At 64.1% G+C, this 24445-nt stretch carries 21 protein-coding genes, 1 pseudogene and 1 riboswitch; of the genes and pseudogenes, 7 read left to right on the top strand and 15 right to left on the bottom strand.

Annotation, left to right across the window (positions count from 1 at the left end):
• Positions 1-5 precede the first annotated feature (5 nt).
• The 7 genes from HPY44_03365 to HPY44_03335 all read right to left on the bottom strand — a co-directional run bounded on the left by HPY44_03365 (position 6) and on the right by HPY44_03335 (position 6400).
• Positions 6-992 carry a calcium/sodium antiporter gene (locus HPY44_03365; protein NSW55028.1) on the bottom strand — a complete coding sequence of 329 codons (987 nt, stop codon included), beginning with the start codon at positions 990-992 and terminating at the stop codon, positions 6-8.
• 77 nt (positions 993-1069) lie between these two features.
• Positions 1070-2032 (bottom strand): lysophospholipid acyltransferase family protein, encoded by a 963-nt coding sequence (locus HPY44_03360; GenBank protein NSW55027.1) that lies wholly within the window; start codon positions 2030-2032, stop codon positions 1070-1072.
• A gap of 168 nt (positions 2033-2200) precedes the next feature.
• Positions 2201-3145 (bottom strand): aldo/keto reductase, encoded by a 945-nt coding sequence (locus HPY44_03355; GenBank protein NSW55026.1) that lies wholly within the window; start codon positions 3143-3145, stop codon positions 2201-2203.
• A 38-nt stretch (positions 3146-3183) separates the two neighbouring features.
• A complete protein-coding gene (locus tag HPY44_03350; protein ID NSW55025.1) occupies positions 3184-4215 on the bottom strand; it encodes a sugar kinase in 1032 nt (343 codons plus the stop codon).
• A gap of 41 nt (positions 4216-4256) precedes the next feature.
• Entirely contained in the window at positions 4257-5054 is a 798-nt protein-coding gene (locus HPY44_03345; protein ID NSW55024.1) for a DUF1828 domain-containing protein, read from the bottom strand.
• Between the two features lies 1 nt (position 5055).
• Positions 5056-5529 (bottom strand): hypothetical protein, encoded by a 474-nt coding sequence (locus tag HPY44_03340; protein ID NSW55023.1) that lies wholly within the window; start codon positions 5527-5529, stop codon positions 5056-5058.
• Positions 5530-5602: 73 nt separating this feature from the next.
• Positions 5603-6400 carry a thiazole biosynthesis protein gene (locus HPY44_03335; protein NSW55022.1) on the bottom strand — a complete coding sequence of 266 codons (798 nt, stop codon included), beginning with the start codon at positions 6398-6400 and terminating at the stop codon, positions 5603-5605.
• Positions 6401-6484: 84 nt separating this feature from the next.
• Positions 6485-6589, bottom strand: a riboswitch (TPP riboswitch).
• A 284-nt stretch (positions 6590-6873) separates the two neighbouring features.
• Here HPY44_03335 and HPY44_03330 point away from each other — a divergent pair.
• Complete coding sequence (locus tag HPY44_03330; GenBank protein NSW55021.1) at positions 6874-7158, top strand: nucleotide pyrophosphohydrolase; 285 nt, start codon at positions 6874-6876, stop codon at positions 7156-7158.
• A gap of 120 nt (positions 7159-7278) precedes the next feature.
• Here the strand turns inward: HPY44_03330 and HPY44_03325 are convergent, their stop codons facing one another.
• Entirely contained in the window at positions 7279-7485 is a 207-nt protein-coding gene (locus tag HPY44_03325) for a Flp family type IVb pilin (protein ID NSW55020.1), read from the bottom strand.
• A 291-nt stretch (positions 7486-7776) separates the two neighbouring features.
• On the opposite strand from HPY44_03325, the gene nifS reads away from it, so the two are divergent.
• Both nifS and nadA read left to right on the top strand, forming a co-directional pair.
• Positions 7777-8979 (top strand): cysteine desulfurase NifS, encoded by a 1203-nt coding sequence (gene nifS / locus HPY44_03320; protein NSW55019.1) that lies wholly within the window; start codon positions 7777-7779, stop codon positions 8977-8979.
• Positions 8946-9923, top strand: a complete 978-nt coding sequence (nadA, locus tag HPY44_03315) for a quinolinate synthase NadA (GenBank protein ID NSW55018.1) — start codon at positions 8946-8948, stop codon at positions 9921-9923. Before nifS ends, nadA begins: the two co-directional genes overlap by 34 nt.
• 79 nt (positions 9924-10002) lie before the next feature.
• Here nadA and murJ read toward each other — a convergent pair whose 3' ends face one another.
• The 7 genes and pseudogenes from murJ to HPY44_03280 form a co-directional block, all read right to left on the bottom strand.
• The gene (gene murJ, locus HPY44_03310; protein NSW55017.1) at positions 10003-11667 is read right to left on the bottom strand and encodes a murein biosynthesis integral membrane protein MurJ; all 1665 of its coding nucleotides are present in this window, start codon (positions 11665-11667) and stop codon (positions 10003-10005) included.
• Between the two features lie 160 nt (positions 11668-11827).
• Positions 11828-12796: a PD40 domain-containing protein gene (locus HPY44_03305; GenBank protein NSW55016.1), complete on the bottom strand. Its 969-nt coding sequence runs from the start codon at positions 12794-12796 to the stop codon at positions 11828-11830.
• Between the two features lie 441 nt (positions 12797-13237).
• A complete protein-coding gene (locus HPY44_03300) occupies positions 13238-15814 on the bottom strand; it encodes a hypothetical protein (protein NSW55015.1) in 2577 nt (858 codons plus the stop codon).
• 525 nt (positions 15815-16339) lie between these two features.
• Positions 16340-16864 (bottom strand): phosphoribosylformylglycinamidine synthase subunit PurS, encoded by a 525-nt coding sequence (locus HPY44_03295; protein NSW55014.1) that lies wholly within the window; start codon positions 16862-16864, stop codon positions 16340-16342.
• Positions 16865-16901: 37 nt separating this feature from the next.
• Positions 16902-17744, bottom strand: coding sequence for a phosphoribosylformylglycinamidine synthase I (purQ, locus tag HPY44_03290; protein NSW55013.1), 843 nt, complete (start codon positions 17742-17744; stop codon positions 16902-16904).
• Between the two features lie 264 nt (positions 17745-18008).
• Positions 18009-19049: a Gfo/Idh/MocA family oxidoreductase gene (locus HPY44_03285; GenBank protein ID NSW55012.1), complete on the bottom strand. Its 1041-nt coding sequence runs from the start codon at positions 19047-19049 to the stop codon at positions 18009-18011.
• Between the two features lie 239 nt (positions 19050-19288).
• Positions 19289-19375 (bottom strand): annotated as a pseudogene (locus HPY44_03280) (RNA-binding protein).
• Positions 19376-20238: 863 nt separating this feature from the next.
• Between HPY44_03280 and HPY44_03275 the strand changes: the two are divergent.
• From HPY44_03275 to rfbD, 4 genes are all read left to right on the top strand, one after another.
• On the top strand, positions 20239-21408 hold the full coding sequence (locus HPY44_03275; GenBank protein ID NSW55011.1) for an aldo/keto reductase: 1170 nt from the start codon (positions 20239-20241) through the stop codon (positions 21406-21408).
• A 154-nt stretch (positions 21409-21562) separates the two neighbouring features.
• Positions 21563-22513, top strand: a complete 951-nt coding sequence (locus HPY44_03270) for a hypothetical protein (GenBank protein ID NSW55010.1) — start codon at positions 21563-21565, stop codon at positions 22511-22513.
• A 355-nt stretch (positions 22514-22868) separates the two neighbouring features.
• The gene (locus HPY44_03265) at positions 22869-23525 is read left to right on the top strand and encodes a DUF4159 domain-containing protein (GenBank protein ID NSW55009.1); all 657 of its coding nucleotides are present in this window, start codon (positions 22869-22871) and stop codon (positions 23523-23525) included.
• Positions 23526-23569: 44 nt separating this feature from the next.
• Positions 23570-24427: a dTDP-4-dehydrorhamnose reductase gene (gene rfbD / locus HPY44_03260; protein ID NSW55008.1), complete on the top strand. Its 858-nt coding sequence runs from the start codon at positions 23570-23572 to the stop codon at positions 24425-24427.
• Positions 24428-24445: the final 18 nt, after the last annotated feature.

Raw genomic sequence — 24445 nt, 5'->3', positions numbered from 1 at the left:
GGCGGTCAGTTCGCCGGGCCGCCTCGGGCCGTGACGATGAGCACGGCAGTGTATGCCATGTAGACAAGCAGCAACGCGGCGCCCTCGTGCCGGTTGATGCGCCCGCGAGGTTTGCGGAACCGGTAACCCAGGACGTACAGGGATACCGTGAGGATGCCCACCGCCACCATGTCCCGGGGCAGCAGGTCGGGAGGGACATCCATTCCGCGTCCCGCGACCACGGCGGCACCGACCACGCCCAGCGTGTTGAACAGGTTGGAGCCCAGCACATTGCCCAGAGCCAGATCGGGCTCGTCCTTGCGCACGGCGGCCAGCGCGGCGGCCAGTTCGGGCAGCGAGGTCCCCACCGCCACCACGGTCAGCCCGATGAGCAGGTCGCTCACCCCAAGGAGCGTTGCGGCCTCAACCGCGCCCCACACCAGCGCCCGGGAACTGACCAATAGGAGCACAAGACCCACTGCCACCCAGATCAGTGCCCGCTGCAGCGTCATGGGGTGGGCATTGAGTTCCTGCTGCATCTCCGCGCCCAGCGCATCATCTCCATCCTGGCGCCCCTGGATCACGCTCCAGGCCGCCAGTATTCCGAAGACCACCAGCAGAGACGCGCCGTCCAGCACGGACAACTTCCCGTCCCACATGAGGGCCACGCTCACGGCGGTGACCATGCACAGGATCGGCAGTTCCACGCGCAGAACCCGGGAATGCACCAGGACTGGCCGCACCAACGCGGACATACCCAGAACGAGGCCGATGTTGGCGATATTCGAGCCGTAGGCATTGCCGAGCGCAAGGGATGGCGCGCCTTGAAGGCCCGACAGCAGCGAGACAGCGAATTCGGGCAGGGATGTTCCGAAGCCGATAATGACCATACCGACCAGGAGAGCCGGCACCCGCAGGTGCCAGGCAGCGGCGGCCGCGCCCTCAATGAGACGCGTCGCGCTCCACACCAGGAGAGCGATGCCTCCGACAAGCGCGAACACAACCTGGACAATCGCCAGGTATCCCTCAGTTGCCACTTACCCAACTCCTCGTGGAGACGGCACTGTTGGCCGGGCGCCCGCAGTCACGTTCACAAGAGACCCTCAAGCCGCTCGAAGGGATACGGCGGCGGGAACTCGTGTCCCGGCCGCCAGAAGTGGTAATGCCAGAAATACTGGCTGGGGTACTGGCGCACGCAGGCCTCAATGGCCGCCATGCATCGCGCGGTGTTCACCCACAGGTCGAAGTCCCGGTCGCCGGTATCGATCTGCTCCACCGGCGGCAAGAGCGTCGTGGAGATGGTGCCGTCCTCCTGGCGGATCGGGAGCACCGGCAGGATCTGGCAACCTGTGCGCTGCGCCATGAGAGCCGGGGTATGCCAGACATGGGTGGGCTGCCCGAAGTACGGCACTGTCAGCCCGTTCCCCCAAGCGAACTGGTCAGGCAGGATCGGCACACACTGATTCTTCTTCAGTGCCCGCATGATCCCCCGCACGCCCTCGCTGATGGGGATGATCGGGAAGCCCATCTTCTCCCGCAGCCGGAGAATGGACCGGGCGAGCCGCGGACTCTTGGGCGTGCGAGATAGCGGGATAATAGGCAGGCCCTCCTGCAGCATGTGCAGGGCGCCCACTTCCCAATTTCCCAGGTGGCCCGCGAGTATCACCACACCATTGCCCTGCGCAATGGCGTTCTCGTAGTGCTCCAGCCCGTGAAGCGTGGACAGCCCTGCGAGTTCCTGGTGGTCCATCGACGGCAAGCGCAGAAGCTCCAGAAACATCATCACCGCGTGCTCGAAGTACCTGCACACGATGTCGTCGATCTGGTCGCCGGTGAGTTCGTCACCATATGCGATGCGCAGATTCTCCTCACACTTCGACCGGTAGCGGCGGTGGTGGCGATACCCGAGACGGCCGATGCGGCGCCCGAGTTCCTGGGTCTCGTGCCAGGACTTCCGGGCCACAAGGTTCTCGAGAAAACCGATGGCGGCCGGGCCAATGGCCCCCCTGATGGCCCGGCGAATCTGGGGACGAAACAGGCGTATCTTCGGCAAGTCAAGCGGCTCCTGTCGATAGGCTATGGTGGGGGGAATGTACCACACCGCGCACCAGGGCTCAAGGCACACAGGCGAGGCGTGCGGAACGGCCGCGGGCCGGGACTGCAATGCGAACAGACCGGGCGGCACCCTGACACGGGTCCCGCCCGGCCGCTCTTGCGTTGTCTACTTGGGCGCGTAGCCCCACATGTTGCTGCTGAAGTCCAGCTGCTCGCTGACTTTCGCGCCGGCCCGGCTGATCGCTTCGAACTCCTCCTCCGAGAGCCGCCAACCCACGCCGCCCAGCATGCCCTCCACCTGCCGGGGATTACGCGCGCCGCAGATCGGCGCGGTGATGCCCGGGTACTGCAGTGTCCAGGCGATGGTGGTCTCAATCAGCGTCTTGCCGTGGGCATCGGCGATGCCCTGCATGAGATCCACGACTTCCAGGCACTGTTCGAAGATGCCCTCGGCGAAGAGCTTGTTCGCGGCGCGGATGTCGCCGGGAATGTCCTCGCGGCTGCGGAACTTGCCAGTGAGCAGGCCCTGTGCCAACGGGCTGTACGGGATCACGGCGATCCCGTTTTCGACGCAGAAAGGCAGCACGTCTGCATCGATCTGCCTCCAGAGCACGTTGAAAGGCGGCTGGCAGGTATCGATCCTCGCGGTGGCCACGGCCTGCTGCATCTGTTCGAGAGAGAAGTTGGAGACGCCGACGAGACGCACCTTGCCCGCCTGCCGGATCTCATCCATCGCACCGATAGTGTCGGCAATGGGAATCTGTGGGCTGGGGTAATGCACCTGGTACAGGTCGATGAAGTCGATGCCCATGCGCTCGAGACAGGCGTCGATGCCCTTGCGGATGCCGTCGGGATTGGCGCCGATCTTGCTGGCCAGAATGACCTCATCCCGCCGGCCCTGGACGGCCTTGCCCACGATCTCCTCGGAATGCCCGGACCCGTACCCCACCGCGGTGTCGATGCAGTTGATCCCCGCATCCAGTGCCGCGTGTATGGTCTTGATCGACATATCGTCTTCGACGTCGGTCCAGTTCGCGACGCCGAACTGCCAGGCCCCCAGGATGATCTCGGAAACCTGCACGCCGGTGGTGCCCAGTTCGCGGTACTGCATGGCGTTCATCCAACCTTTCGTATTGGCGTAGGTCGATCCTACCTCTGCACCCGGCCGCCGCCACCGGATTTGAGCACGCCCTCCACTTCGGCCACCGTCACCAGGTTGAAGTCCCCGGTGATGGTGTGCTTGAGGGCGCTGGCGGTTACGGCGAAATTGAGGGCCTCCTGATCGCTCTTGCCGGACAGCAAGGAGTAGATCAGGCCTGCCGCGAAGCTGTCGCCCCCGCCCACGCGGTCCACAATTGGCACGATCTCATAGTGCGGACCGACGCAGAGCGTGGTGCCGTCATACAGCACGGCGCTCCAGCCGTTGTTCGAGGCGGAGATGCTCTCGCGCAGGGTGATCGACACCTTTCTCAGGTTCGGGAAGCGCTCCATAAGCTGTGCGGCGACACTCTCATACAGCGCTGCATCCACCTGCCCAGCGTCCACATCGATGCCTTCGGCGGTGATGCCGAACACCTTCTCGGCATCCTCCTCATTGCCGATGGCAAGGTCGCAGTGCTTCACCAGTTCGGGCATGACTTCGGTGGCGCTCTTACCCCACTTCCACAGGTTCTTCCGGAAGTTCAGGTCACACGAGACGGTGAGCCCGGCAGCCTTTGCGGCCTCGATGCCCTCGAGGCACACATCCGCCGCGCCCTCGCTGATGGCCGGGGTGATGCCGGTCCAGTGGAACCAGTCAGCGCCTGCGAAAGCCGCAGACCAGTCGATGTCGCCTCGCTTGACCTCGGCGATGGATGCGCCCGCGCGATCGTAGATGACCTTGGACGGGCGCTGCACCGCGCCGGCTTCCAGGAAGTAGATGCCCAGGCGCTTGCCCTGGCGCACGATGTGGCTGGTGTCCACGCCGAAACGCCTGACGTAGTTGAGACATGCCTGGCCGATGTCATTGTCGGGCAGAGCCGTGACATACCGGGCGTCGATGCCGAAGCAGGCCAGCGAAACGGCGACATTGGCTTCACCGCCGCCGTAGGTGACTTCAAAGGTGTCGGCCTGGGTGAAGCGCAGGAACTCCATGGGCTTGAGCCGCATCATGATTTCGCCGAAGGTGACGACGGTGGGCATGTGTGTACCTCTCCTGTTGGGAACTGGGCAGTTTCTGATGCCTACGCCGCAATTGGAGCGGCATTTCGAAGGTATTCCGATAGCTGCTCGGGCTCGCCGGGCGAGACCAGCATTTCGCATTCCGATTCCAGTGTCTTCTGGGCAGCGGAAGTCCATTTGGTCGCTGCGTCAACCGCCACTATGCGGTGGAGGCGCGGGCGGGCAGCACGGATGTCGCGGAACCGGAAGTTCCACCTCTCGGCGAATGCCAGAGGCTGATGTCTGGCGACGACAAGAACAGCGCGAATGATCCCGCTCGTGGCAAAGGCCAACTGGAAGTCCACCTGGTAACGCCGAGTGGTGGCTCCGGCAATACGCATGCCTTCCCGGTAGCGTGCGTCCGCGTCATCCAATACCTCGCGGATGACCGAGTACGTCTCGGTCTCCATCGCCGGACCATGTGGCCTCATCACTGACTCGGCCGCAACCTGCGCGTCCAGGAGTGACTGAACCAGGTTCTGTACCGCCCTGCCAGCACCCGCCTCCCCGACCGGGCTGATAACGGTGGCCCCATCAAGTTCGGCCCGGCGCGGTGCCAGCGTGCTCGCTACGCGGGACCGGGCTCTACCGGGCTTGAACGCATCAATTCCGGCTACCAGAAGCGAGCGGATGAGCCCTCCGCGGTCGCTCAGGACAAGACCGTCAGCTTCTTCCCATACCGCGATCTCAAGCGGATCGCCAGTCGCGAACCTGAAGGGAGTACTCACGACCGTGGTGCCATCGGGTGCCTTGCCGAGGCGGAAACCGCTCCCCAATGCCTGAAGATACGGCTGGATCAAATCGGATGCGCTGGTGAGCACGTTACCTGTCCTCCTCTCTCAAGTGCTGGTCCTGCCTTGTGCGCACCGTGATGTTCCAGTGGTGACAGGCGCAGATGAACATCTCTCGAAGGTCTGTCTCTACGCCCAGTGGGGGCTCGAACGTCCGGCCGCACTCGCTGCCATGGACGTCGTCCCACAGGTGCTCATGCCAACCTGGGACTGTGAGACCGTCTGCGAACACATGACAGACCTCCCAGTCAATGCGCCTCACACAGACGCCACGCCATACCAGGGCCACCTGCGGCGTCTCGCCATGCCTTCCTCGTCTGGGTAGAGACACGTGTGCGTCCACCTTGAGCCCCGTCAGACGCCCAGACGAGTCGTAGACGCTGGTCGCGATGATGCGTCGGGATCCCGCCCGTTCTCTCACCGGCGGCACACGCGTGATGAACTTCGGCAAGGCGACCAGTGCGTCCGCGTCCCTTGCCGAAGGGCCTTCCGTCAACGGTCGCAAAGGCGATGCCCCTCCCCCGACCAGTCGTCTCTATGATTGAGGCAACTTCGCGTCCCGAGTGGCCGATTCCTCCTTATAATACCCTGTGTCCCATCATCTCCACCGCTATCTCCGCTGCTCTCTCCCCGGACAGGAACATCCCTCCGAAGATAGCACCCATGCGGGGGCCTGCGAACACCGCGTTGGCCGCCATCCCGCAGGCGATCAGACCGGGGTATATCTCGCGGGTATTGGGCACCAGCGACCCTTCCCCCACTTCGGCCCACATCGGCTTCTCGCCGGGAACGCAGGTGGCGCCGTCGCACAGGCACGCGCCGGGGATCTTCGCCAGCACCCGCCGGGCAACCTCAGCTGGATGCCCGGTGGCGTCGATGACCACCTTCGCCTCCAACGCCAGCGGGTCCACGTGCAGGCCGGCCATCTCCACCGCACCCCAGTTGATGACAATGCCCGAGACCCGGTCGGCCTCGCGGATGATGACATCCTCCACCGACACGCCCACCCAGATCCGCGCCCCCGCGTCGATTGCTGCCGCCGCGCACTTGCTCACTGTCTCTACGGAATCGGCGGTGTACAGGCCGGTCTCGCGCTCATTCAGACGCACACCCACCTCCTCCAGGATGGCCCGAGCATCCTCCTGGACAACGATGCGCGGGAAGAGCATGCCGCCGCCCCACATGCCGCCGCCGACGTGAAGGTTGCGCTCGAACACGCCCACCTTGTATCCCCGTCGAGCGAGGAGTTTCGCGGCGTGGATTCCGGACGGCCCCGCTCCCGCGATGGCCACATCCAGTTCCAGAGATTCGCGAAAGTCCTCCGCGAAGGCATCGACGATGAGGCGGGTAATCAGTGTTTCCTTGATCTGACTCATCGAGACCGCTCCTTTCGGTGCGGCGGCCCCAAAATAAAGGGCCGCCGGCATCTTGAGGAAGCATGCAGCCGGCGACCCATATCAGGCGCTCGTCTGTCGCTTCCCTACGCCGGTACTAACCGGATCAGGTTCCCAGGGTCAGCGGGGTCTCCGCTATCTCAGCCCGGGTGGGCTCCCCTAGCGACGCTTGGACGATTATACCATGCTGCATCTCGTCTGACAAAGCCAATGCAGAGACAGCGGAGAGCCACTTGCGAAGGCGGGAAATCGACAAGCTCCCGCACTCCCGGTATGCCGAGGACCTGAGGACCGCGAGTGCCTGGTATCCCAGCACCCGCGAGGTCGCCCAGCCTTTCGCCCGTCCAATCCAAGCCCGGCTTCCGCGAAACCCCGGGGGACTGGCTCGAGCCGAAAAGACGTGGTACTCTTCATCCGATGAGCGCCAATCAGCCCGTCATTGTGGAGATAGACTGATGACCATACGCCATTACCAGAGCCTGATCCGGGACATCTACTTCGAGAAGGACAGCGCCCGTGGGATCGACGGCAACTTCATGTGGTTGGTCGAGGAAGTGGGAGAGCTTTCCAGAGCCCTGCGCAGAGGCACTCCTGAACAGCAGGCGGAAGAGTTCGCCGATGTGCTTGCGTGGCTCACGACCCTGGCGAACGTGAAGGGGATAGACTTGGAGCAGGCATCAGCACAGCGTTACGGTGGCGGATGCCCGAAATGCGGGAAGACGCCCTGCGACTGCGGGTAGCCTGGCCATCCTCGAACCGCGGTCGTGCATGAAAACAACCGCCACGAGAGAGCCAATGAAGACAGTCACGCCCTCGCGGAACCTTTGAAGGCCAGACCTGCCTCTCGCTCAGTGGCCGGGTCACGGCGAGCGATTTGCCATCCGCTGGAAAGCGTCGGCTGTATCGTCGGCCACTTTGCCCATGGTGTCGGAGAGGTCGATCAACCGGGTCCATGCGCCAACGGAACCCAGCGCGACCAAGGCAACCATGATGGCATACTCGAGGGTCGTCACCCCGTCCTCGTCGGCGAAGAACACTGCGATGGTACGCCAGAATTCGCCGAGCACCTTTCTCGCCCCCTAGCGAGTGGTTCGTGTTGCCCCTACATTGTCTGTACCCACTACTCAATATTAGCGCAAGATTGAATCAAGGTCAAGACTTTGTGAAACCTTTGTTGCGCATTTTTGATCGCTGCAACCGCCCACGGCGCCGCAGAGTGGTCGGCCACTTGCCGCCTTCCGAGCAGCTACCCATGCACCTGCGACCTGCGCTGCCATGCTTGACTCTCATAGAGAGGAAGGATAACCTTCTTATCCAAGGGCAGGCGTCGTTCTGCCCCCGAGTCTGTGCGCCAGCACCTGCGCGATGGTGAGGAGTCGACCAGATTGATCTATTTCGATAATGCAGCAACCACGAGAATCGACCCCGAAGTCCTCGGGGCCATGCTCCCGTTCCTGCAGGACGAGTTCGGCAATCCCAGCAGCGTCTACCAGTTGGCAGCGCGGTCGCGCGTGGCGCTTGAGAAGGCGCGCGAGACTGTGGCCGGTTACATCGGCGCTACGCCGCGCGAGGTCATTTTCACCGGCTGCGGCTCAGAATCCGACAACTACGCCATCAAGGGCGCGGCTTGGGCCAATGCGGACAAAGGCCGGCACATTATCACCTCCGGAATCGAGCACCACGCCGTGCTGGACGCCTGCCTCGCACTGCAGCGTGACGGATTTGAGGTCACCGTGCTCAATCCCGACAAGTATGGGCTCATCGCGACGGAACAGGTCGCGGAAGCCATACGAGAGGACACGATTCTCGTCAGTATCATGCACTCCAACAACGAGGTGGGCACGATCCAGCCCATCGCGGAGATCGGCGCACTTTGCAAAAGCCGCGGCGTCCTGTTTCACACCGACGCCGTGCAGTCACTGGGCAAGGTTCCGCTGGATGTGAACGAGCTGAACGTGGACCTCATGGCCATGTCCGCCCACAAGATCTACGGTCCCAAAGGTGTGGGGGCCCTGTACATCCGCAGGGGAACCAGACTCGTGAAACTTATCGACGGCGGGGGGCAGGAACTGGGCCGGCGCGCGGGTACCGAGAACGTGGCGGGGATCGTGGGTATGGGCAAAGCCGTGGAGCTCCTGGCAAGCCGCGCGGAAAGCGACAATGCCCGCATCGCCGAACTCTGCCGGCGAGTGATCGATGGCGTGCTGGAGAGGGTGCCCATGTGCCAGCTCACCGGGCACCCCGAGAAGCGCCTGCCCAACATCGCCAGTTTCGTTGTCAACTACATTGAGGGCGAGGGGATGCTGCTGTCGTTGGACCTGTACGGCATCTGCGCGTCCAGCGGTTCGGCCTGCACCTCGGGCTCCCTGGACCCGTCCCATGTGCTGCTGGCCACGGGCTGCGTCCACGAGGTCGCCCACGGCTCGCTTCGCATCAGCCTGGGGCGGAACAACACCCGGGCCGAGGTGGACATACTTCTGAACGCGTTACCGGGATTCGTGGAGCGCCTGCGGGAGATGTCGCCGATGTGGGCGGATGCGAAGCGCAAGGGCCTCGTGTAGCCGGTCCAGCGGCAGCCAGGAGGGGAAACACCGTGAGCGACTACGAGAAGCTCTCCAGGGAAATCCGGGAGCTTTGCACCCAGAAGCATGCCGTTATCCTCGCCCACAATTACCAACGGGCCGAGGTGCAGGACGTCGCCGACTTCACCGGCGATTCTCTCGGGCTCAGCCGTGAGGCGGCGAAGACAGACGCGCAGGTCATTGTCTTCTGCGGCGTGCATTTCATGGCCCAGACAGCCAAGCTGCTCAGCCCCGACAAGACCGTGCTGCTGCCGGAGAAAGCGGCAGGGTGCCCGATGGCGGATATGATCGACCCCGTGGCCCTGCGCGAGTTCAAAGCAGAACACCCCGGCGCGCCGGTGGTGGCTTACGTGAATACCACAGCCGAGGTGAAGGCAGAATCGGACATCTGCTGCACGTCCTCCAATGCCGTGGACGTCGTGCGCTCGTTGGAGGCCGAGACCATCCTCTTCGTCCCTGATCAGCATCTCGGACGCTGGGTTGCGAAGCATGTCCCGGAGAAGCGGATCATCCTTTACGGGGGCTTCTGCCCTGTGCACCAAAGCATCACGCCGGACATGGTGGCCGACGCAAAACGCCACCACCCCCAGGCGGTCGTCATGGCCCACCCCGAATGCCCCGAGGAGACCCTCGCGCTGGCAGACGTGGTGCTCTCCACCGGCGGCATGCTCAACTACGCCCGCAAGAGCGAAGCACAGGAGTTCATCGTGGTCACCGAGTTCGGGATCGTGCACCCGCTGCAGAAGGAGAACCCGGACAAGGTCTTCCACCAGATCTCTTCGGCGCTATGCCCGAACATGAAGCTGACCACGCTGGAGAGTGTGAAGCGCGCGCTGGTTACCCGCACGGAGGAGATCACCATCGATCCGGAGGTGGCGCGCAAGGCCAGGCAGTCGGTGGAGCGGATGATTCAGATCGGGTAGAGGCAGTGCGGCGTCATCAGGGGTGACTGAAGCAGGACGGATCGGGGCCGGCAATCGCGTGCAGGCCTCGATTTTGTTTCTATTGGTCGTCCAGGGCTTGCCCGGCCCCTTCATTCGCCAGACCCTCCGGCCGCTTCCGCGCAATAATCCGCCACGCGCTCTTGAGTTCCTCGGCATGCAGCAGCGCGCAACTCACCACATAGAAGGCCGCGCTCACGGTGACGGGCACCATCACCGTGAGGAGCTTCGCCAGTTCGCTCTCGGTACCAAGTCTCCCAGTCAGCCACGCCGATCCCGTCCAGCAGATGAGCCCGAGCCCCACGGTTCCAGGCAGTATACGCAGCAGCGACCGCGCGATCCTGCCCCCATCAAGCTGCCCGACTTCGCGTTTCAGCAACAAGATCAGGAGCACCGCGTTGAGTACTGCCGTGGCCGAGGTGGCCATGGCCAGGCCAATCACGCCGTTGGTCTGGGTCGCCCAATACCCAAGGCCGAGGCAGACCACGATCGAGATGATCCCACAGACCACGGGAGTGACTGTGTTCTGGCGCGCGTAGAAGGCACGAGCAGCGATGTACGATATGCCCAGGGAGATCATCCCGGGGCTCAACCACAAGACCACGGTTCCCACAAGCGGCGAAGTGGACGGATCGAAGCTCCCACGTTGGAAGAGCATGCGGACGATGGGGGTGGAGAGCGTGGCGAAGACCACCGTCACCGGCAGCACCAGGAACAGCGTATTGCGCATGGCGAAGGAGAAATCGCGGCGGTAGGACTTGAGATCGCCCCGCGCGTAGTGCTCCGAGAGAGAGGGGAAAACAGCAATGGCGATACCCGCCGCGAATACCCCCGACGGCAACTTCCAGAGCCGGTTCGCATACTCCAGCACCGCCGGGGCGTTCTCCTGGCACATGGTGGCCAGGACCCGCACCACGACCCAGTTGATCTCAGCCACCGCGAGGCCCAGGATCACCGGGAGGGCAAGACGGATCGTCCTGCGCACCCCCTCGTCCTTCAGATCGAACACGGGCAGCAGTCTCGCACCGCGTGCTGCCAGGGGCGGAATCTGGATAACCACACTGCCCAGTAGTGCCCCTACCACCGATCCCCAGGCCATCACCACAAGCCCTTCGCTCTCCGGGAGTGTGCCGCCGATCACCGCGCCGATGATGAACACCACGTCATAGACCAGCGGCCCCAGCGCCGGCCAAAGGAAGTGCTTGTGGGCATTGAGCGTACCCATGAGGAGGCTGCCGAGCACCAGGAACAGCTGGGCCGGGAAAATGATACGCATGATACGGGCGCACACATCCACACGTTCGGGCGCCGAACCCAGCCAACCCAGCGCTGACAGGCGCGCAACCTGGGGCGCGAAGAGTGAGCCGCCGATGACCACCAGGCCCCCCACGATCAACAGGAGCCAGAAGATAGTGCTGAAGATCCGCCACGCTTCGCGCCGGCGTCCGTGAGCCAGGTATTCGGTGAACACAGGCACAAAGGCGGTGCGCGCCGCCCCGCCGGCGATGAGGAAGTAGATCAGGTCGGGAATGGTGAAAGCGGCGAAGAAGGAGTTGATGTCTCCGCCCGCGCCAAAAGCGCTGCCCACCACCATCATCCGCACCATTCCGGCGATGCGTGCGGCGAAAGTCAGCACCACCATCAGGATCGCGGCGGAGGCCAGGCCTTGCCCGGCGGGAACCGGCTTCTCGGCCCCTCTAGTCGGCTGTTCGGACGATGAACTCATGCGTCACCCTGGAAATGTTTGGCGGATTCGGCCGGCGATTGCGGATGCACAAGCTCGGGCAGGCTTCTCGAAATACAACGCGGCTCCGCCCGAGTTCGAGCGGAGCCGCAGGATACTCAGCTCCCCGGGCTCGCGGGGGAGCAATGAAGTTGCGCGAAAATCAGTACCGGCGGGTTACGCGCTTTTCGGTTCCGCCGTTGGGCGCGCTGCTCCAGAGTTCGCGATCCCGAGTGAACAGCAGGCGGGTTCCGTCGGGTTTCATGACCGGGAACCCCTCGGAGTTGCTCGTGTTCGTGATGCGCTCCAGATTGCTGCCGTCAACGCCCACCCGGTAGATCTCAAAGAATGTGTCGCGGTTGGAGTGCAGGTAGATATACTCTGCCCCGCCCACGGTGGCCCAGCAGGGAGCCTCGAAGCGTGAGACATCCCCCGCGCCCCGGCGCAGCGCCGCGGTGATATTGGTCTCCACGCCAGTGGCCATGTCGCGGACGATGATATCCGTCGGTCCGCTCGCCGGGCCGCGCTGGAAGGCGATCTTGCTGCCGTCCGGGCTGTACACGGGCCACTGCTCGATCTCGGGGGTGGCCACGACATATTCAAGCCCGGTTCCGTCTGGGTTGATCGTCGCGATATCCGGGCCGCCGGTGCCCTGCCCGCCAATCACCTTCGTGGTCGAGAAGATGATCTTTGCGCCGTCCGGCCTGTAAGACGGCTGTTGGTCGGTACCGGTCACCGTGGCGTCGGTGAGGTTCGTGATCGCCGCACGGTCGCCTTGGATAGTGTTCATGAGCATCAGCGACACACTGCCCTTGTTGCGGCGGCCGGAGAACACGATTGTCCCCCCGTCCGGGCTGAAGGCCGGATGCCAGCCACCTTCGTCGATGAAGCTGTCCGGCTTGTTCGCCGACCGGGTGAGCAGGAACTTATTGCCGCCCTCGCTGTTGCTGCGGTACAGATAACGCTGCCCATCGGCCCCGAAGGACGCGTAGCAAAGCAGGTTCCCGCTGCTCCAGGCGGCGCGTTCGCTGATGTTCAGGTACAGAAAATTGTCATCGCTGCTGCTGCAGCCAATAAGCAGCGCCAGGGTGCACGCGGCAAGCCCCAGAGCCGCCATCCTCGCAACCGTCATCGCGTGGAGGCTCCTTTGACGACTGATCTGCGGTTCGGGCCCATCAGCCCAAGTAATCCGACATCGAGCGCCGCCGCAAGTTGCGGCCGGAATGCGCTGGCATTATACGAAGCGCCGTCCGCAAAGGTCAAGCGGACGGCGCGAAGCCCCAGGACCCTCGCTCCTGTGAGATACGTGCCGGCTGAGGCCGAATGCGCGATCAGCGTGCCCTTTGCCCTCGGTCGTCGCCCACACCCTGTAGCCGGGGGCGGGAAGCCCTCGGACGCCGGCGCTTGATAATCACCCGGGAGCCCCTGGAAGGGCAGCACAACCGCCCGGTGTTCTCATCATCACTGTTGCCCTCTTCGGCAGCTCAGGAGACGCGATTCGGCCGCTGACTACGGTTCCAGCCCCTTCGCGGGCTGTGAGACCAGCGTCCGCTCAGAAGATCAGGGAGCGCTATCACGACGGCGGCGTCCCGTCGCGAACCCACGTACCAACATTCACCTCCTGGAGTGTCGGCAACAGCTCCCGCCCGTCCGACAGCGTGCCCCCGGCGGTCACGATCACCGTGGTCCCAAGCTGCGGAGGTATCGAGACGCAGTATGGGTGTCCCGGACGGTACGCCCACTTGAGTTGCCAGGGGTCATCCGACCCGGGGATCTCGAACTGTACCGGGATGCGTGGTGTCAGACTGTTGGCTTCCACAGAGAAGTCGGCGGTGATCTCCTTCGTGGTCCACGTGTCCGGCACCGTCAGGCGCACCGTGCCCGACACGGCTTGAGGCGTGAAATTATGTACCTCAAACTCCACGGTATGCGTCGTTCCTGCGGGTAGAAGTGTGGCCTTGGTCATCATGCGCGCCTGGGGGAAGTAGGCGATCACGAACACGTCCACAACCTTCGCCGGGTCGACCGGGGCAAAGGTCAGCGCAGCTTCGCGGGCCGTCATGGCCGCCAGCCAGGCCCCATGCCCGCCGTGTCTCCGGAAAGCCTCCGCCATGCGGAAACCGCGGTCGACGATGGCCTCGGACAGTCCTTTCATCGTGCCCAACTGGTCACTGACCAGCTGTGCCCGCGCCTGCTCAAGAGAGTCCCATGGGTCCGGATCGGCCACCCGTGTCGCGTTTTCCACGGGAGCGCACAGGGCATCCATGACATCGGCAAACCATTCGGACATGAGTTGCAGGCGGTACAGCCCGGTGCAGTGATTGGCCTGGGGGGAGCCCCGCATGACCGCCGCGTTCGCGAGATTCACCATGGATGCGCGGATGTCCAGCGCCACCGGCTCCAGGGCCGCGGTGTCCCGCCTGAAGTTGGTGCCCATCCGCTCCAGCGCCGCGGCCAGCGTGGCCCGCATCCGCGCCGCCTGATCCTCCGTGCCCACCTTGATGTCTGTGGCAAGGGCGCGCACGTAGGGCGAATCCACGTTGTAGACATACCCGTATTCGGTGGTCAGGTAAAGCTCGAAGCGGGCGCGGATCGCCTGGGCGACGTATTCATCCGAGACCCCCATGAACACCACCGGTTTCCCCGTCACATTGAGGGTCACACTGCGTCCACGGGCTTTGAAACTCCTGCCTAGTCCGTCCAGGCGCACCGCACCGGGCTCCAGATCCACCGTGGCCGTGCGCGTGCCATCGGGCGACCACATGACGACGAAAGGCCGGCCCCGGCTCGCGAACAGGTAAGCGGTGACGCCCTCGCCCAGTTCCAACGGTCCGATGTAGGCGGCTTCGGACAGCAAGTTCACCGTCGCCGCGTAGCCCACATACATCGCCTTCGGGACAATTTGCCCGGTCGCGTTGCGATAGGTGAAAGCCGGGATAGTTGGCGCTTCCTTGCCGATAAGCGGCAGCCCGATCAGCGAGTAGCAGTAGCCCTCCTCGCGCCAGGCTTTCAGGGTCGCATACAGACGCAACACGTACTCGCCGGGAGGCACTCCGGTGGGTATCGACGGGTAACACTCCGTCTGGACCGTCCGGCACGGCAGCCAGTGCCGGTACCCAAGCTGTGGCACGCCATAGTAATAGCCGAGGGTCTGGGTCTGTATGTCGAAGTTCGAATGCCACGCGATCTGGTCGAAGTAATACTGCCCGTTCATGGCGTATGTCCGGCCCATCTCCGTCCAGTGCGCGCAGGAACCGCCGTAGATAACCTTCTCGTGGTGATTCTTCTGCTTCAGCGCGCAGGCAGCAATGCGCAACAGGTCCACATAACGCGCCCACGGCCCATAGTAGTAATTCTGGTCGGCCTCGTTCCAGATCTCCCAACTACGCACCAGGGGAAGGGTCTCAACGCCCCCCTGATCCACCTCCGGCGAGGGCCAGTTCACCGTCTGAGGCGCGAGGATGTCACGCATCGCCTCCACGTAAATGCGCCAATGATCCAGTTCTTTCGGGGCGAAGGTGTGGGTGCGCACCGGGCTCATGTCGTCCGGGGGAAGGCAAGCCCAGCTTGTGGTGTAGCCCAGGGTCGGGATCATCTGCAGGCCGAACTTGCGGCCCGCTGCGGCGAACCAGTCAGGGCGGGTGCGTACAAACACACCCTTCTTGCGCTCATAGTCGGGCCAGCTGATGTCGAAGCGCAGGTAGCGGCCGCCCATCTGGGCGATGAGCCTGTACCGCTCCTCCTCCATGGGCGAGTTCTGGAAACCCCAAAGACCCGGATCGCCTTTCGCGAGACCGGGCCGCGGGATCACGCAGAAGGCATCGGTCACCGTCTCATCGCCGAATTGGAGCGCGAGCGAGTACAGCCCGCATTGCATGGGCCGCAGTTCGAGCACTTCCGGCCGGTCCGCTGAGAGACTCATGGTGCCGCGCGCCACAACACTGCCGTCATAGTCGCGCACCTCGTACGGCACTTCCCTGGATTCGCAATCCGCATGGACATTGAGCACCGGTCGTTCGCCCACGTAGAAGGTGCGTGCAGGCCGTTGAGTGGTGATGAGGCACGACACGGCGGCATCCGACGGCTCGACCGTCGCGAGGAGAAAGATAACTAGCGGCCACGAGGTGCGGAGAATGAAGAACCGGGACACGTTGCGCCTCCACCTTCTCGGAAGGTTTCCGTGTCTGTTACTTCGGGATGACGCACGGAGTGCTTGAGGAACTTCGGCTCCCGTGCTGATAGCTTTGCCGTCCCGCGCTGAAGCACGGGGCTGGGGGCCTTCGGACGAGAAATGAGCGCGGGTGTCGCGCTGGCCCCTTGGCCCCGCGCTGAACACGGGGCTGGGGGCCTTCGGACGAGAAAACAGCGCGGGTGTCGCGCTGGCCCTTTGGCCCCGCGCTGAAGCACGGGGCTGGGGGCCTTCGGACGAGAAAACAGCGCGGGTGTCGCGCTGGCCCTTTGGCCCCGCGCTGAAGCACGGGGCTGGGGGCCTTCGGCCACGCGTCCTGTGGACGCAAAGGCGTACGCGGGTGTCACGCCCGGGACCGGCTGCCGTCGCCGCGAAGGAGATGGAGACCGAGGGGGGTTAGGCCGCCGTCACTCCTCCCAGAAAGCGACAGGCGCAGCCCCACTATCAGCAGGGCTGCGCCCTCAACAGCTCTGCCCGTCTCCCTAGCTACCAGACCTCGCACTCCTGAAAATGCGGGTTCATCAGAAGGCCCCGGTCGCGGCGACGGGTAATCGCAATCTCCTCCGCCATCTTTCGCGCTGCCTGGGCATCTGGCGCGTCCAGTTCCAGGGTCCACAGAACCCCTTTGAGCAGCCCGCGCACCCGGTCGCCATATCCGAGCCGTCCCGACAGCGCCGCGAGCGCCCCCTCCGCCGAACCGTCACCGGGGTCGGTCACAAGCACGTGCGCCACTTGTGCGCCCGCGGACTGCCCCGCCTCATGTTCGCCCGCGCGCACTTCGAACACATGCTTGTTCGGGTTCACAAACAGGTTGGTCTTCTCGGCGATTTCCGACACCAGCGCGATGGCCGACTGGGCATCCGGCGCATCCACTTCGAACCTGTAGTAGTCCGCGCGCTTCAAACTCTTGAGCGTCTCCCCGTAGCCCATGCGCCGTCGTAATGCGCCGGCAGCCGTGAGCGCAGTGACATCCGGGATCTTCAGCCTGACCAGCAACTCCACATGCTCCATGGTGGGAAAACCTCGTCTTGGGTGTGAACGCGCCGCGTCAGGCAGGAACCGCCGCAAGCAGGTCGCGCATGGATTCGAACACTGCAAGACCCGGGCCCGGTGCTTCCGCCGCCGCCGCATTACCCCAGGCCCGGTTCTTCGCCGCGGCCCATTCCCCTCCCAATTCGCCCGGCACCTGTCGCAAGAAGCTGGCGCGCTCGGGGTGAGGCATGAGCGCGAGGACGTTGCCCTCAGGGTTGCACAGGCCGGCGATATTGGCTAGCGCACCGTTGGGGTTCACAGCGCGGCTCTCATCCAGTGCCCCTTCAGCATCGCAATACTGGAAGACGATCTGATCGTTCTCCCGCAGCTTCTCCAGCAGACCCTCGATGCGCGTGGTGAACCGCCCCTCACCGTGGGCAATGGGCACCGGCCAGACCTGCCCCCTGGGCATCCGGGATGTCAGCTTGCACGTACCGCTGGAATGCCGCAGGTATACCCACCGGCAGCAGAATCCAGCGATCCGGCCCGACGGATCGTGGAAGTTCGGCGCCAGCGCCATCTCCACATCCCCCGGCGTGATGCCGGGGATCATCCCCGCTTCCACCAGCACCTGCGCGCCATTACAGATGCCCAGGCAGGGCTTGCCCTTATCCATGACCTCGAGGAAAACCCGATTGACAATGGGTTCCTTCGCGGCAATGGCGCCGCTGCGGACCCGGTCCTGATAAGAGAACCCGCCGCCGATGATGTAGCCGTCATACTCGGCAAGCAAGGCGGCATCCCGATTCCAGCGGAATACATCGCAAGCGAGGCCGCCGGCTTCGGCCGCCCGCACGGTTTCCCACTCGCAGTTTGAGCCGGGGAACTGGATCAGCGCAACCCGTGGTCTGTCAGCCACAATCCTGATGCTCCCTGTCAGAGAGTGTCAATCTTACCGGCCCATGATACCAGTGGGGCAGGCCAATCGCAAGGGCAAAGGGGGAGTATGCGCCGGCCCCTGGGCTGAAGCGCGTGGCGCAGGTGTCTTGACTGCGGCCGAGTGCATTGCCGTGTTCTGTGGTTTCTGGCGAGGTTGCACCATAGCTGGCCGTAAAGCACGCCAAACGGGTCCGGGAACCCGACGACCATGAATGGAGGCCTTTCCGCGTCTGCCCTGGCCCGCTCAGAGTTCCACCCGCACGCCCTCGTCCGACGACCGCCGGGCTGCCTCCACCACCTGCAGTACCCGCAGGGCATCCAGGGCGGTAGCAGGCGGCGCGGTGCGCTTGCACGCGGCTTCGAGGAACGCGTTGAGGAAGGCGTAAGAATACCCGGGGCTCTGCGGGTCGCTGGTGCGCTCGAACCGCACCCAACGCCGCGCAAGGCCGTCGTAGTCCGGGTGCCCGGTGCGCAGCCGGTAGCCGTTCTCGCCCTTCACCGGCCAGTAGAGCGACCCGAGACTGCCCTCAAAACTCACTGACAGGTCACTGTCGTCGTAGCCCAGGAAAGGCTTGTGCGCGTACCCCGCACGCAGGCAGCCGATTGCCCCAGACTGCAGCTCGAGGGTTACAACCGCCGTGTCTTCCACATCGATCTTTTCGCCGGAGAGGGTCGCGATGCGCGCCATGACGGAGCGCCCAGGGCCAAGCAGGTGGAAGATCAGGTCGATCCAGTGGCAACCAAGCCACGACAGGATGCCCGCGGCTGCGGTTTCCCGATGGAAAAGCCAGGACGATGGCCCGCGCAATGCAACTTGCGACGTGAGCCACAGCGCGCCGAAAGACCAGATATCGCCCAGCACGCCCCCGTCGATCAGCCGCCCGATCTCGACCACCACTGGGTCTACGCGGTAGGGGTAGCAGGGGCAGTAGGCGGCGCCAGTGCGGTTGCAGGCTTCGACGATCCGGGCCATTTCCGCCGCAGTGCGCGCTCCGGGCTTGTCCCCATAGACATAGACGCCCGCCTCCACCGCCCGCAAGGTGGCCGGCCCGGCCTCGCGGTCGGTCAGGAGCACCACCAGCGCATCCACCGCGCCGGGTTCAAGCAGCGCGTCAGGCGAGTCCACCATGAAACCCTTCGCGCTGTTCGCGCAGGCTGCCCGGGCTTTGGCGTCGTCGGCATCGAAGAACAGCAGGCGCTCCACGGCGGGGGTGCTTTCGAGGGCCTTCAGGTGTCCGCCCCCATGGGGGTGGTCAACGCCCCAGACGCCCACAGTCATGGCCATGTCGGTGCGCCTCCTGCCCGGCTGTTGGAACGACCTGATCCTTTTCCTCCAGACAGCCCAATCTACCTGCATGCAGAAGCGGACCCGCCCGGTCCTTGGGCAGGGACCGGGCGGGCTCGCCCAGCTGTGCTGCTGTGTCACATGGCTGCGACTTAGGGAGGGAGGGTAGCCATGAGAAGGTTTTACCAGTTGCGTCTGCCAGGCGGCGTTCCGAAACCTGCATCTTGCCCCGGACGGTAACCCCCATAACCTGCACCATAGCCGTATCCGCCGTACATGCCGGGGCCAATTCCACCGTAGCCGCCCATGTTGCCGCCACCGCCGCCAGGACCGAGGTCGTAGATAACCTCGCCACCCATGATCTGGGCAATAAGCGCGGGACTGATGTGGTTCATCGGGATGACCACATAACTGCGCATGGTTCCGGCCTGAGCAAATGCCGGCACGGCGGCTGAAAAGATCGCCAAGATTGCAAAGAGCAGTAGAAGCCTGATCATCACAGTCCCCTTCCTCTTGCTCTGGCGTCAGGGTCATTAGGACAGGCGGGGCTCAGCGTCATCGGCTCGGGAAGGAGGGAGGGAGTGGCCTTCCTTTGTTGTGGCGTGTAGCCCCTTATCGGGGTGAGCCCCGCCTCTCGTACTATCAATATAGACGTGGAATCCTGTGGGAAGGTTCCCTCTCCATTGAAAAATCTGTAACAAGTTTATTCACATCGTGCATCCTCCCTTTCAGGGCCCTGAGCCCAGAACCGACCCACCGATTTGTGACACCTCCAACCTGGGGTCTTTCGCTTTGGCAGGCATCCGCGCCTCATCTATCGCCGGCCCGAACGTGCTGGAGACTCGCTAACGGGCCTTTTGCCTCACACCTCGCGAAGGCCGCGACAGAAAGGATGAGGAAGCCGGGCGGTTGTGCGGCCTGCTTCGCGCGCTTTGAGGTAACGACGGCGTCTCTTTTCGTTGACCGGTGCACCCGAGGAAGGACATCAGGCCCGGCTCGACTGAACCGACTTGCTTTCGGTGAACGCCCCCCCAACTTCCTCGTGGTTGACGCCGCCTTCGTGTTGGCCTAAGCTTACCGGGTCATCCCGGCCCGTCCGCGGCGGTGAGCCGCTTGGCAGATCCGGCGGGCCCGCTGTCCGGGCGTACGCTCTGGAGGCGGGCTCACTCTTCGACTGGAGGCGTTCATCTTGCAGTACCGTGAAGTCGGCGACACGGGCATCATGATCTCAACACTCGGACATGGGACCATGCGCTACAAGGGTCCCGAAAACGCGGCGGAGATGATCCACCACGGCCTGTCCCTGGGCATGAACTACTTCGACATCGGCCCGGCGTACTCGTACAAGGAATTCGACGACAATGCGGAGTCCTGGGTGGGCAAAGCCATCGCCGGAGTGCCCCGCGAGACTATGGTGCTCTCCAGCAAGGCCCAGCCCCGGGCAGGCGAGCCCAAGGTGGAGCGTAGCCTGGGAATCAGCACTCGGGACCAGATGTGGCAGTGCATCGAAAACTCTCTCAAGCGCGCGGGGGTGGAATACTTCGACTTCTACCAGCTCTGGGACATGAGCGCGCCGGATCATTTCGAGACTGCCTGCATCGGCGCGGACACCCCTCTGGCCGCCATGCGCGAAGCCAAAGAACAGGGCCTCGTGAAGCACCTGGGCTTCACCACCCACAACCCCATCGGTGATCAAGTCATCGAGTGGCTCGCCCAGGTGCCCGACTTCAAGTTCATCACCGTCTATTACAACTTCACCGACACCGCACCCGAGAAGGTCATCGATTACGCCCATGAGCACGGAGTGGGCGTCTGCATCATGGGCCCGTTGCGCGGCGGGCTGCTTGTGGGTGAGTCTCCGGCATTCGAGCGCGCTCTGCCCGAATTCGCCGGCCTTCCTGTGCAGGAGATCGCCATCCGTTTCCTCCTGGGCAACCCCGGCGTCACCACGCTCATCTCCGGCATGAATGAGATCGAGCACATGGACCAGAACGCCCGCGTGGCGAGTCTCGAAGACCCGATGACCCCCGCGCAACGCGAGCGCTTCATTCAGGCCTTCCGCGATTTCACCAAAGGCGAGCCGCTCTGCACCGGCTGCCGGTACTGCGCCGGCGCTTGCCCCGAGCACTTGCCTGTATGGATGATGATGCCCATGTACCAGCTTGCGGCTGTGTTCGAGGTCCCCAGCGCCCGCAAGATGGTGGCGAAGATGGTGGGCAGCGAACGCATGGACCCCTCGAAGTGCATCGCCTGTGGCGTCTGTGTCGAGAAGTGCCCGCAGAACCTGCCTATCCCCGAGCGTATGGAGAAGCTCGTGGAAATGTCAAATGCGTACAAAGCGGAACTTGGCGAAGAATAAATGGGTTATGCGGTGTAGTGACGGCGCCCCGTGGTCTGTCACGGGGCGCCGCACTTTCGGGTCACCTGTTAGCAGGTGCCGGGAACATGTGCAACTGTCTACATGTTAGATAGGAAATAGAGCTCGCGCTCAACAAACACCGGAGGTGCGTGGTATGAAGAGGTACGTGTTCGTGCTGGGACTCATCACTGTCGTTCTGGCGCTGGTTCTGGCACAGACGGCAGCCACGGCCGATTGCGGCTCGTGTGACGGCAAGCCGAAGATGCTCAAGGATGGCAAAGGCCCCCACGGCCAGCAGGGAGCCGGGTGTGGCATGATGGCCCAGGGGGCGGGCGCGGGTGCCGGCTGTGGCATGGCCGCCACGCAGGGCTGCCCCATGGGTGGCAAGGGCATGGGTCAGGGACGTGGCCGGGGCATGGGAATGGGCATGATGGTTGCCGGCCCGGTCCAGGTCAATCCCGAGTCGCAGAAGTTGTGGAAGGACCTGGAGCGACTGCAGGTCAAGCGTCACCGGGCGATGTGGGATATGTTCCGGCTCCTGGGCGCCGACAAAGTCGATGCCGCAGCCGTGCAGGCCAAGCAGAAAGAGCTGTGGACGCTCAATCAGGACATGATCGCCAAGCACCAGGCGCTGTCGAAGTTCATCTCGGAGGCTGCGGCATCAGCCTGTCCCGGTTGCCCGGCGATGGCGGGCGCGTCTTGCACATGCCCGGAGTGTGCCGAGGGCTGCAAGTGCTGTGTGGGCGGCGAGTGCACCTGCGGCCCCGACTGCAAGTGCCCGTGCTGCGCTGAGGGTGGCGCCTGCAAGTGCCCTGGCAAGGCCGGCGTCGCGGCGATGGCGGGCGCGTCTTGCACATGCCCGGAGTGTGCCGCCAAGGGCTGCAAGTGCTGTGTGGGCGGCGAGTGCACCTGCGGCCCCGACTGCAAGTGCCCGTGCTGTGCTGAGGGTGGCGCCTGCAAGTGCCCTGGCAAGGCCGGCGTCGGTTGCGCCGCTGATTGCAAGGGCGGACCTGGCTGCGCGGGCAAGCCCTGCGGAGCCGGTGCTGCCAGGGGTTGTGGCGCGGGTGCCGCTGGCGGTTGTGGCGGCGGCGGCGCGATGCAGTAAGCCGCAACGCCCCAGACGCGGAAGGATCTCCAGGGAGCTCCGCCGAGACAGGCGCGGGCTCCCTGTTGCATTCCGGCGGCCTTCGTGCGGCAGGGGAGCCCTCCGCCCGTAGAGAAGAGTAATCCCGTCGGACGCAGAGCCTTCCCCTGCTGTTGGTCGCCTGCAAAGAGCCGGCACACGTGCACGGGGATGCTCAAGCGCCACGGACAACCGGCGGACTTACAGGGCGGGCTTGCCCCCGACGACGTTGGCGATCACCAACTGGGGGATTTACATCCGATCCCGTGCGGTACCCGGAACGGGTGCCTCTACCCGATCCGTGCCAGGTTGACTGAAATCGCTCTTGGATCACATCATGACACGCTCATTCACAACCATCTTCCTCCTCGCGCTCACGACGCTCCTCGCAGCCGCGCCGGGGGAGCTTCAGGTTGCCCGCTTGAAGTACGGGGGCGGCGGTGACTGGTATGCGAACCCCACTGGCCTGCCCAATCTGATTCGTGCCGTGAACCAGCGCACCACCATCCGGATCGCGCCTAGCCCCGGCACGGTTGAGCCGGGATCCGACCGCATCTTCGATTACGCTGCCCTTTTCGTCACCGGCCACGGGCAGATCCGTTTCACCGAACCGGAGCGGGCAAATCTTCGGCGCTACCTCACCCGTGGCGGGTTCATGCATGTGGACGACAACTACGGTCTGGACGAGTTCTTCCGACCCGAGGTGAAGAAGCTCTTCCCAGACATTCCCCTGGTCGAATTGCCCTACAGTCACCCGATCTACCGCTGCTTCTACTCCTTCCCCTCAGGTCTGCCGAAGATCCACGAGCACCACGGTGGCCCACCCCACGGTTACGCTATCATCCACGAGGGCCGGGTGGTCCTCTTTTATTCCTTCAACACCGATCTCAATGACGGCTGGGAGGACGCCGATGTCCACAACGATCCTCCCGAAATCCGCGAGTTGGCTCTGCGGATGGGTGTCAACATCCTCACCTACGCCCTCACGCATTGACTCACCGAAGGGCTTACTGGTACGCTTGCCGCGGTGATCAGGGCATGCGGCAAAAGCGAGTAGTCGTCACCGGCGCGGCCGGAATGCTGGGCAGCGCCGTGGTCGAACTGGCCCCCGAGGGTGTCACAGCAGTGGGCGTTGATCTACCCGACGGCGACCTCACCAACCCTGCCCAGGCCATGCAGGCAGTGGCGGATCCACATCCATCCGCGGTGATCCATTGCGCCGCTTACACCGACGTGGACGGATGCACCCGCGACCCTGAGCTTGCCTTCCGCGTCAACGCCGAGGCCACCGGGAACGTCGCCCGGGCCTGCCGAGCCTGCGGCGCGCACCTGGTGGCGATCAGCACGGACTACGTTTTCGACGGTGAGAAAGGCGCCCCGTATGACGAGGATGACCAGCCGGCGCCGATCAACCCCTACGGGGAATCCAAACTTGAGGGCGAGCGCAGTGCAGCACGGGAGCATGACCGGGTGCTGATCGTCCGCACCCAATGGCTCTTCGGGCCCGGCGGGAAGAACTTCGTGCGCACTATCGTGACCAAGGGCCGCGAACTGGGCAGCGTGAAAGTGGTTGCCGACGAGTTCGGCTCGCCTACATACACTCGCGATCTCGCGGCGCGCCTTTGGGAGCTGGTGGCGCGCGAGGCCGTGGGCATTGTACACTGCACCAACGCAGGGGTCTGCTCCTGGGCTGAGCTGGCCCGCGAGGCACTGGCCGCGGCAGGTTCCTCCGAGATACAGGTTCAGGAGATCTCCCGAACCCAGTGGGAAAGCCCCACCAGGCGTCCGCGCTACAGCCCGCTTACCAGCGCGCGTTTGCCGGAAATGGGCCTCGCGCCCCTGAGGTCCTGGCGGGAGGCGGTGCGAGAGTACGCACGGGACCATCTTCGCCAATAACACTACTCACAGGCCGCC

It is taken from the genome of Armatimonadota bacterium, assembly GCA_013314775.1.
In the GTDB taxonomy this organism is placed as follows: Bacteria; Armatimonadota; Zipacnadia; order Zipacnadales; family JABUFB01; genus JABUFB01.
This window is presented reverse-complemented; position numbering and strand designations above follow the sequence as displayed.

Bases quoted from the DNA above. Each gene is read 5' to 3' on its own strand.
- HPY44_03305 (NSW55016.1), bottom strand. From the start codon at position 12,796: ATGACGGTTGCGAGGATGGCGGCTCTGGGGCTTGCCGCGTGCACCCTG.
- HPY44_03265 (NSW55009.1), top strand. From the start codon at position 22,869: ATGACACGCTCATTCACAACCATCTTCCTCCTCGCGCTCACGACGCTC.
- HPY44_03270 (NSW55010.1), top strand. From the start codon at position 21,563: ATGAAGAGGTACGTGTTCGTGCTGGGACTCATCACTGTCGTTCTGGCG.
- murJ (NSW55017.1), bottom strand. From the start codon at position 11,667: ATGAGTTCATCGTCCGAACAGCCGACTAGAGGGGCCGAGAAGCCGGTT.
- HPY44_03355 (NSW55026.1), bottom strand. From the start codon at position 3,145: ATGCAGTACCGCGAACTGGGCACCACCGGCGTGCAGGTTTCCGAGATC.
- HPY44_03330 (NSW55021.1), top strand. From the start codon at position 6,874: ATGACCATACGCCATTACCAGAGCCTGATCCGGGACATCTACTTCGAG.
- HPY44_03295 (NSW55014.1), bottom strand. From the start codon at position 16,864: ATGGAGCATGTGGAGTTGCTGGTCAGGCTGAAGATCCCGGATGTCACT.
- HPY44_03335 (NSW55022.1), bottom strand. From the start codon at position 6,400: ATGAGTCAGATCAAGGAAACACTGATTACCCGCCTCATCGTCGATGCC.
- rfbD (NSW55008.1), top strand. From the start codon at position 23,570: ATGCGGCAAAAGCGAGTAGTCGTCACCGGCGCGGCCGGAATGCTGGGC.
- HPY44_03285 (NSW55012.1), bottom strand. From the start codon at position 19,049: ATGGCCATGACTGTGGGCGTCTGGGGCGTTGACCACCCCCATGGGGGC.
- HPY44_03350 (NSW55025.1), bottom strand. From the start codon at position 4,215: ATGCCCACCGTCGTCACCTTCGGCGAAATCATGATGCGGCTCAAGCCC.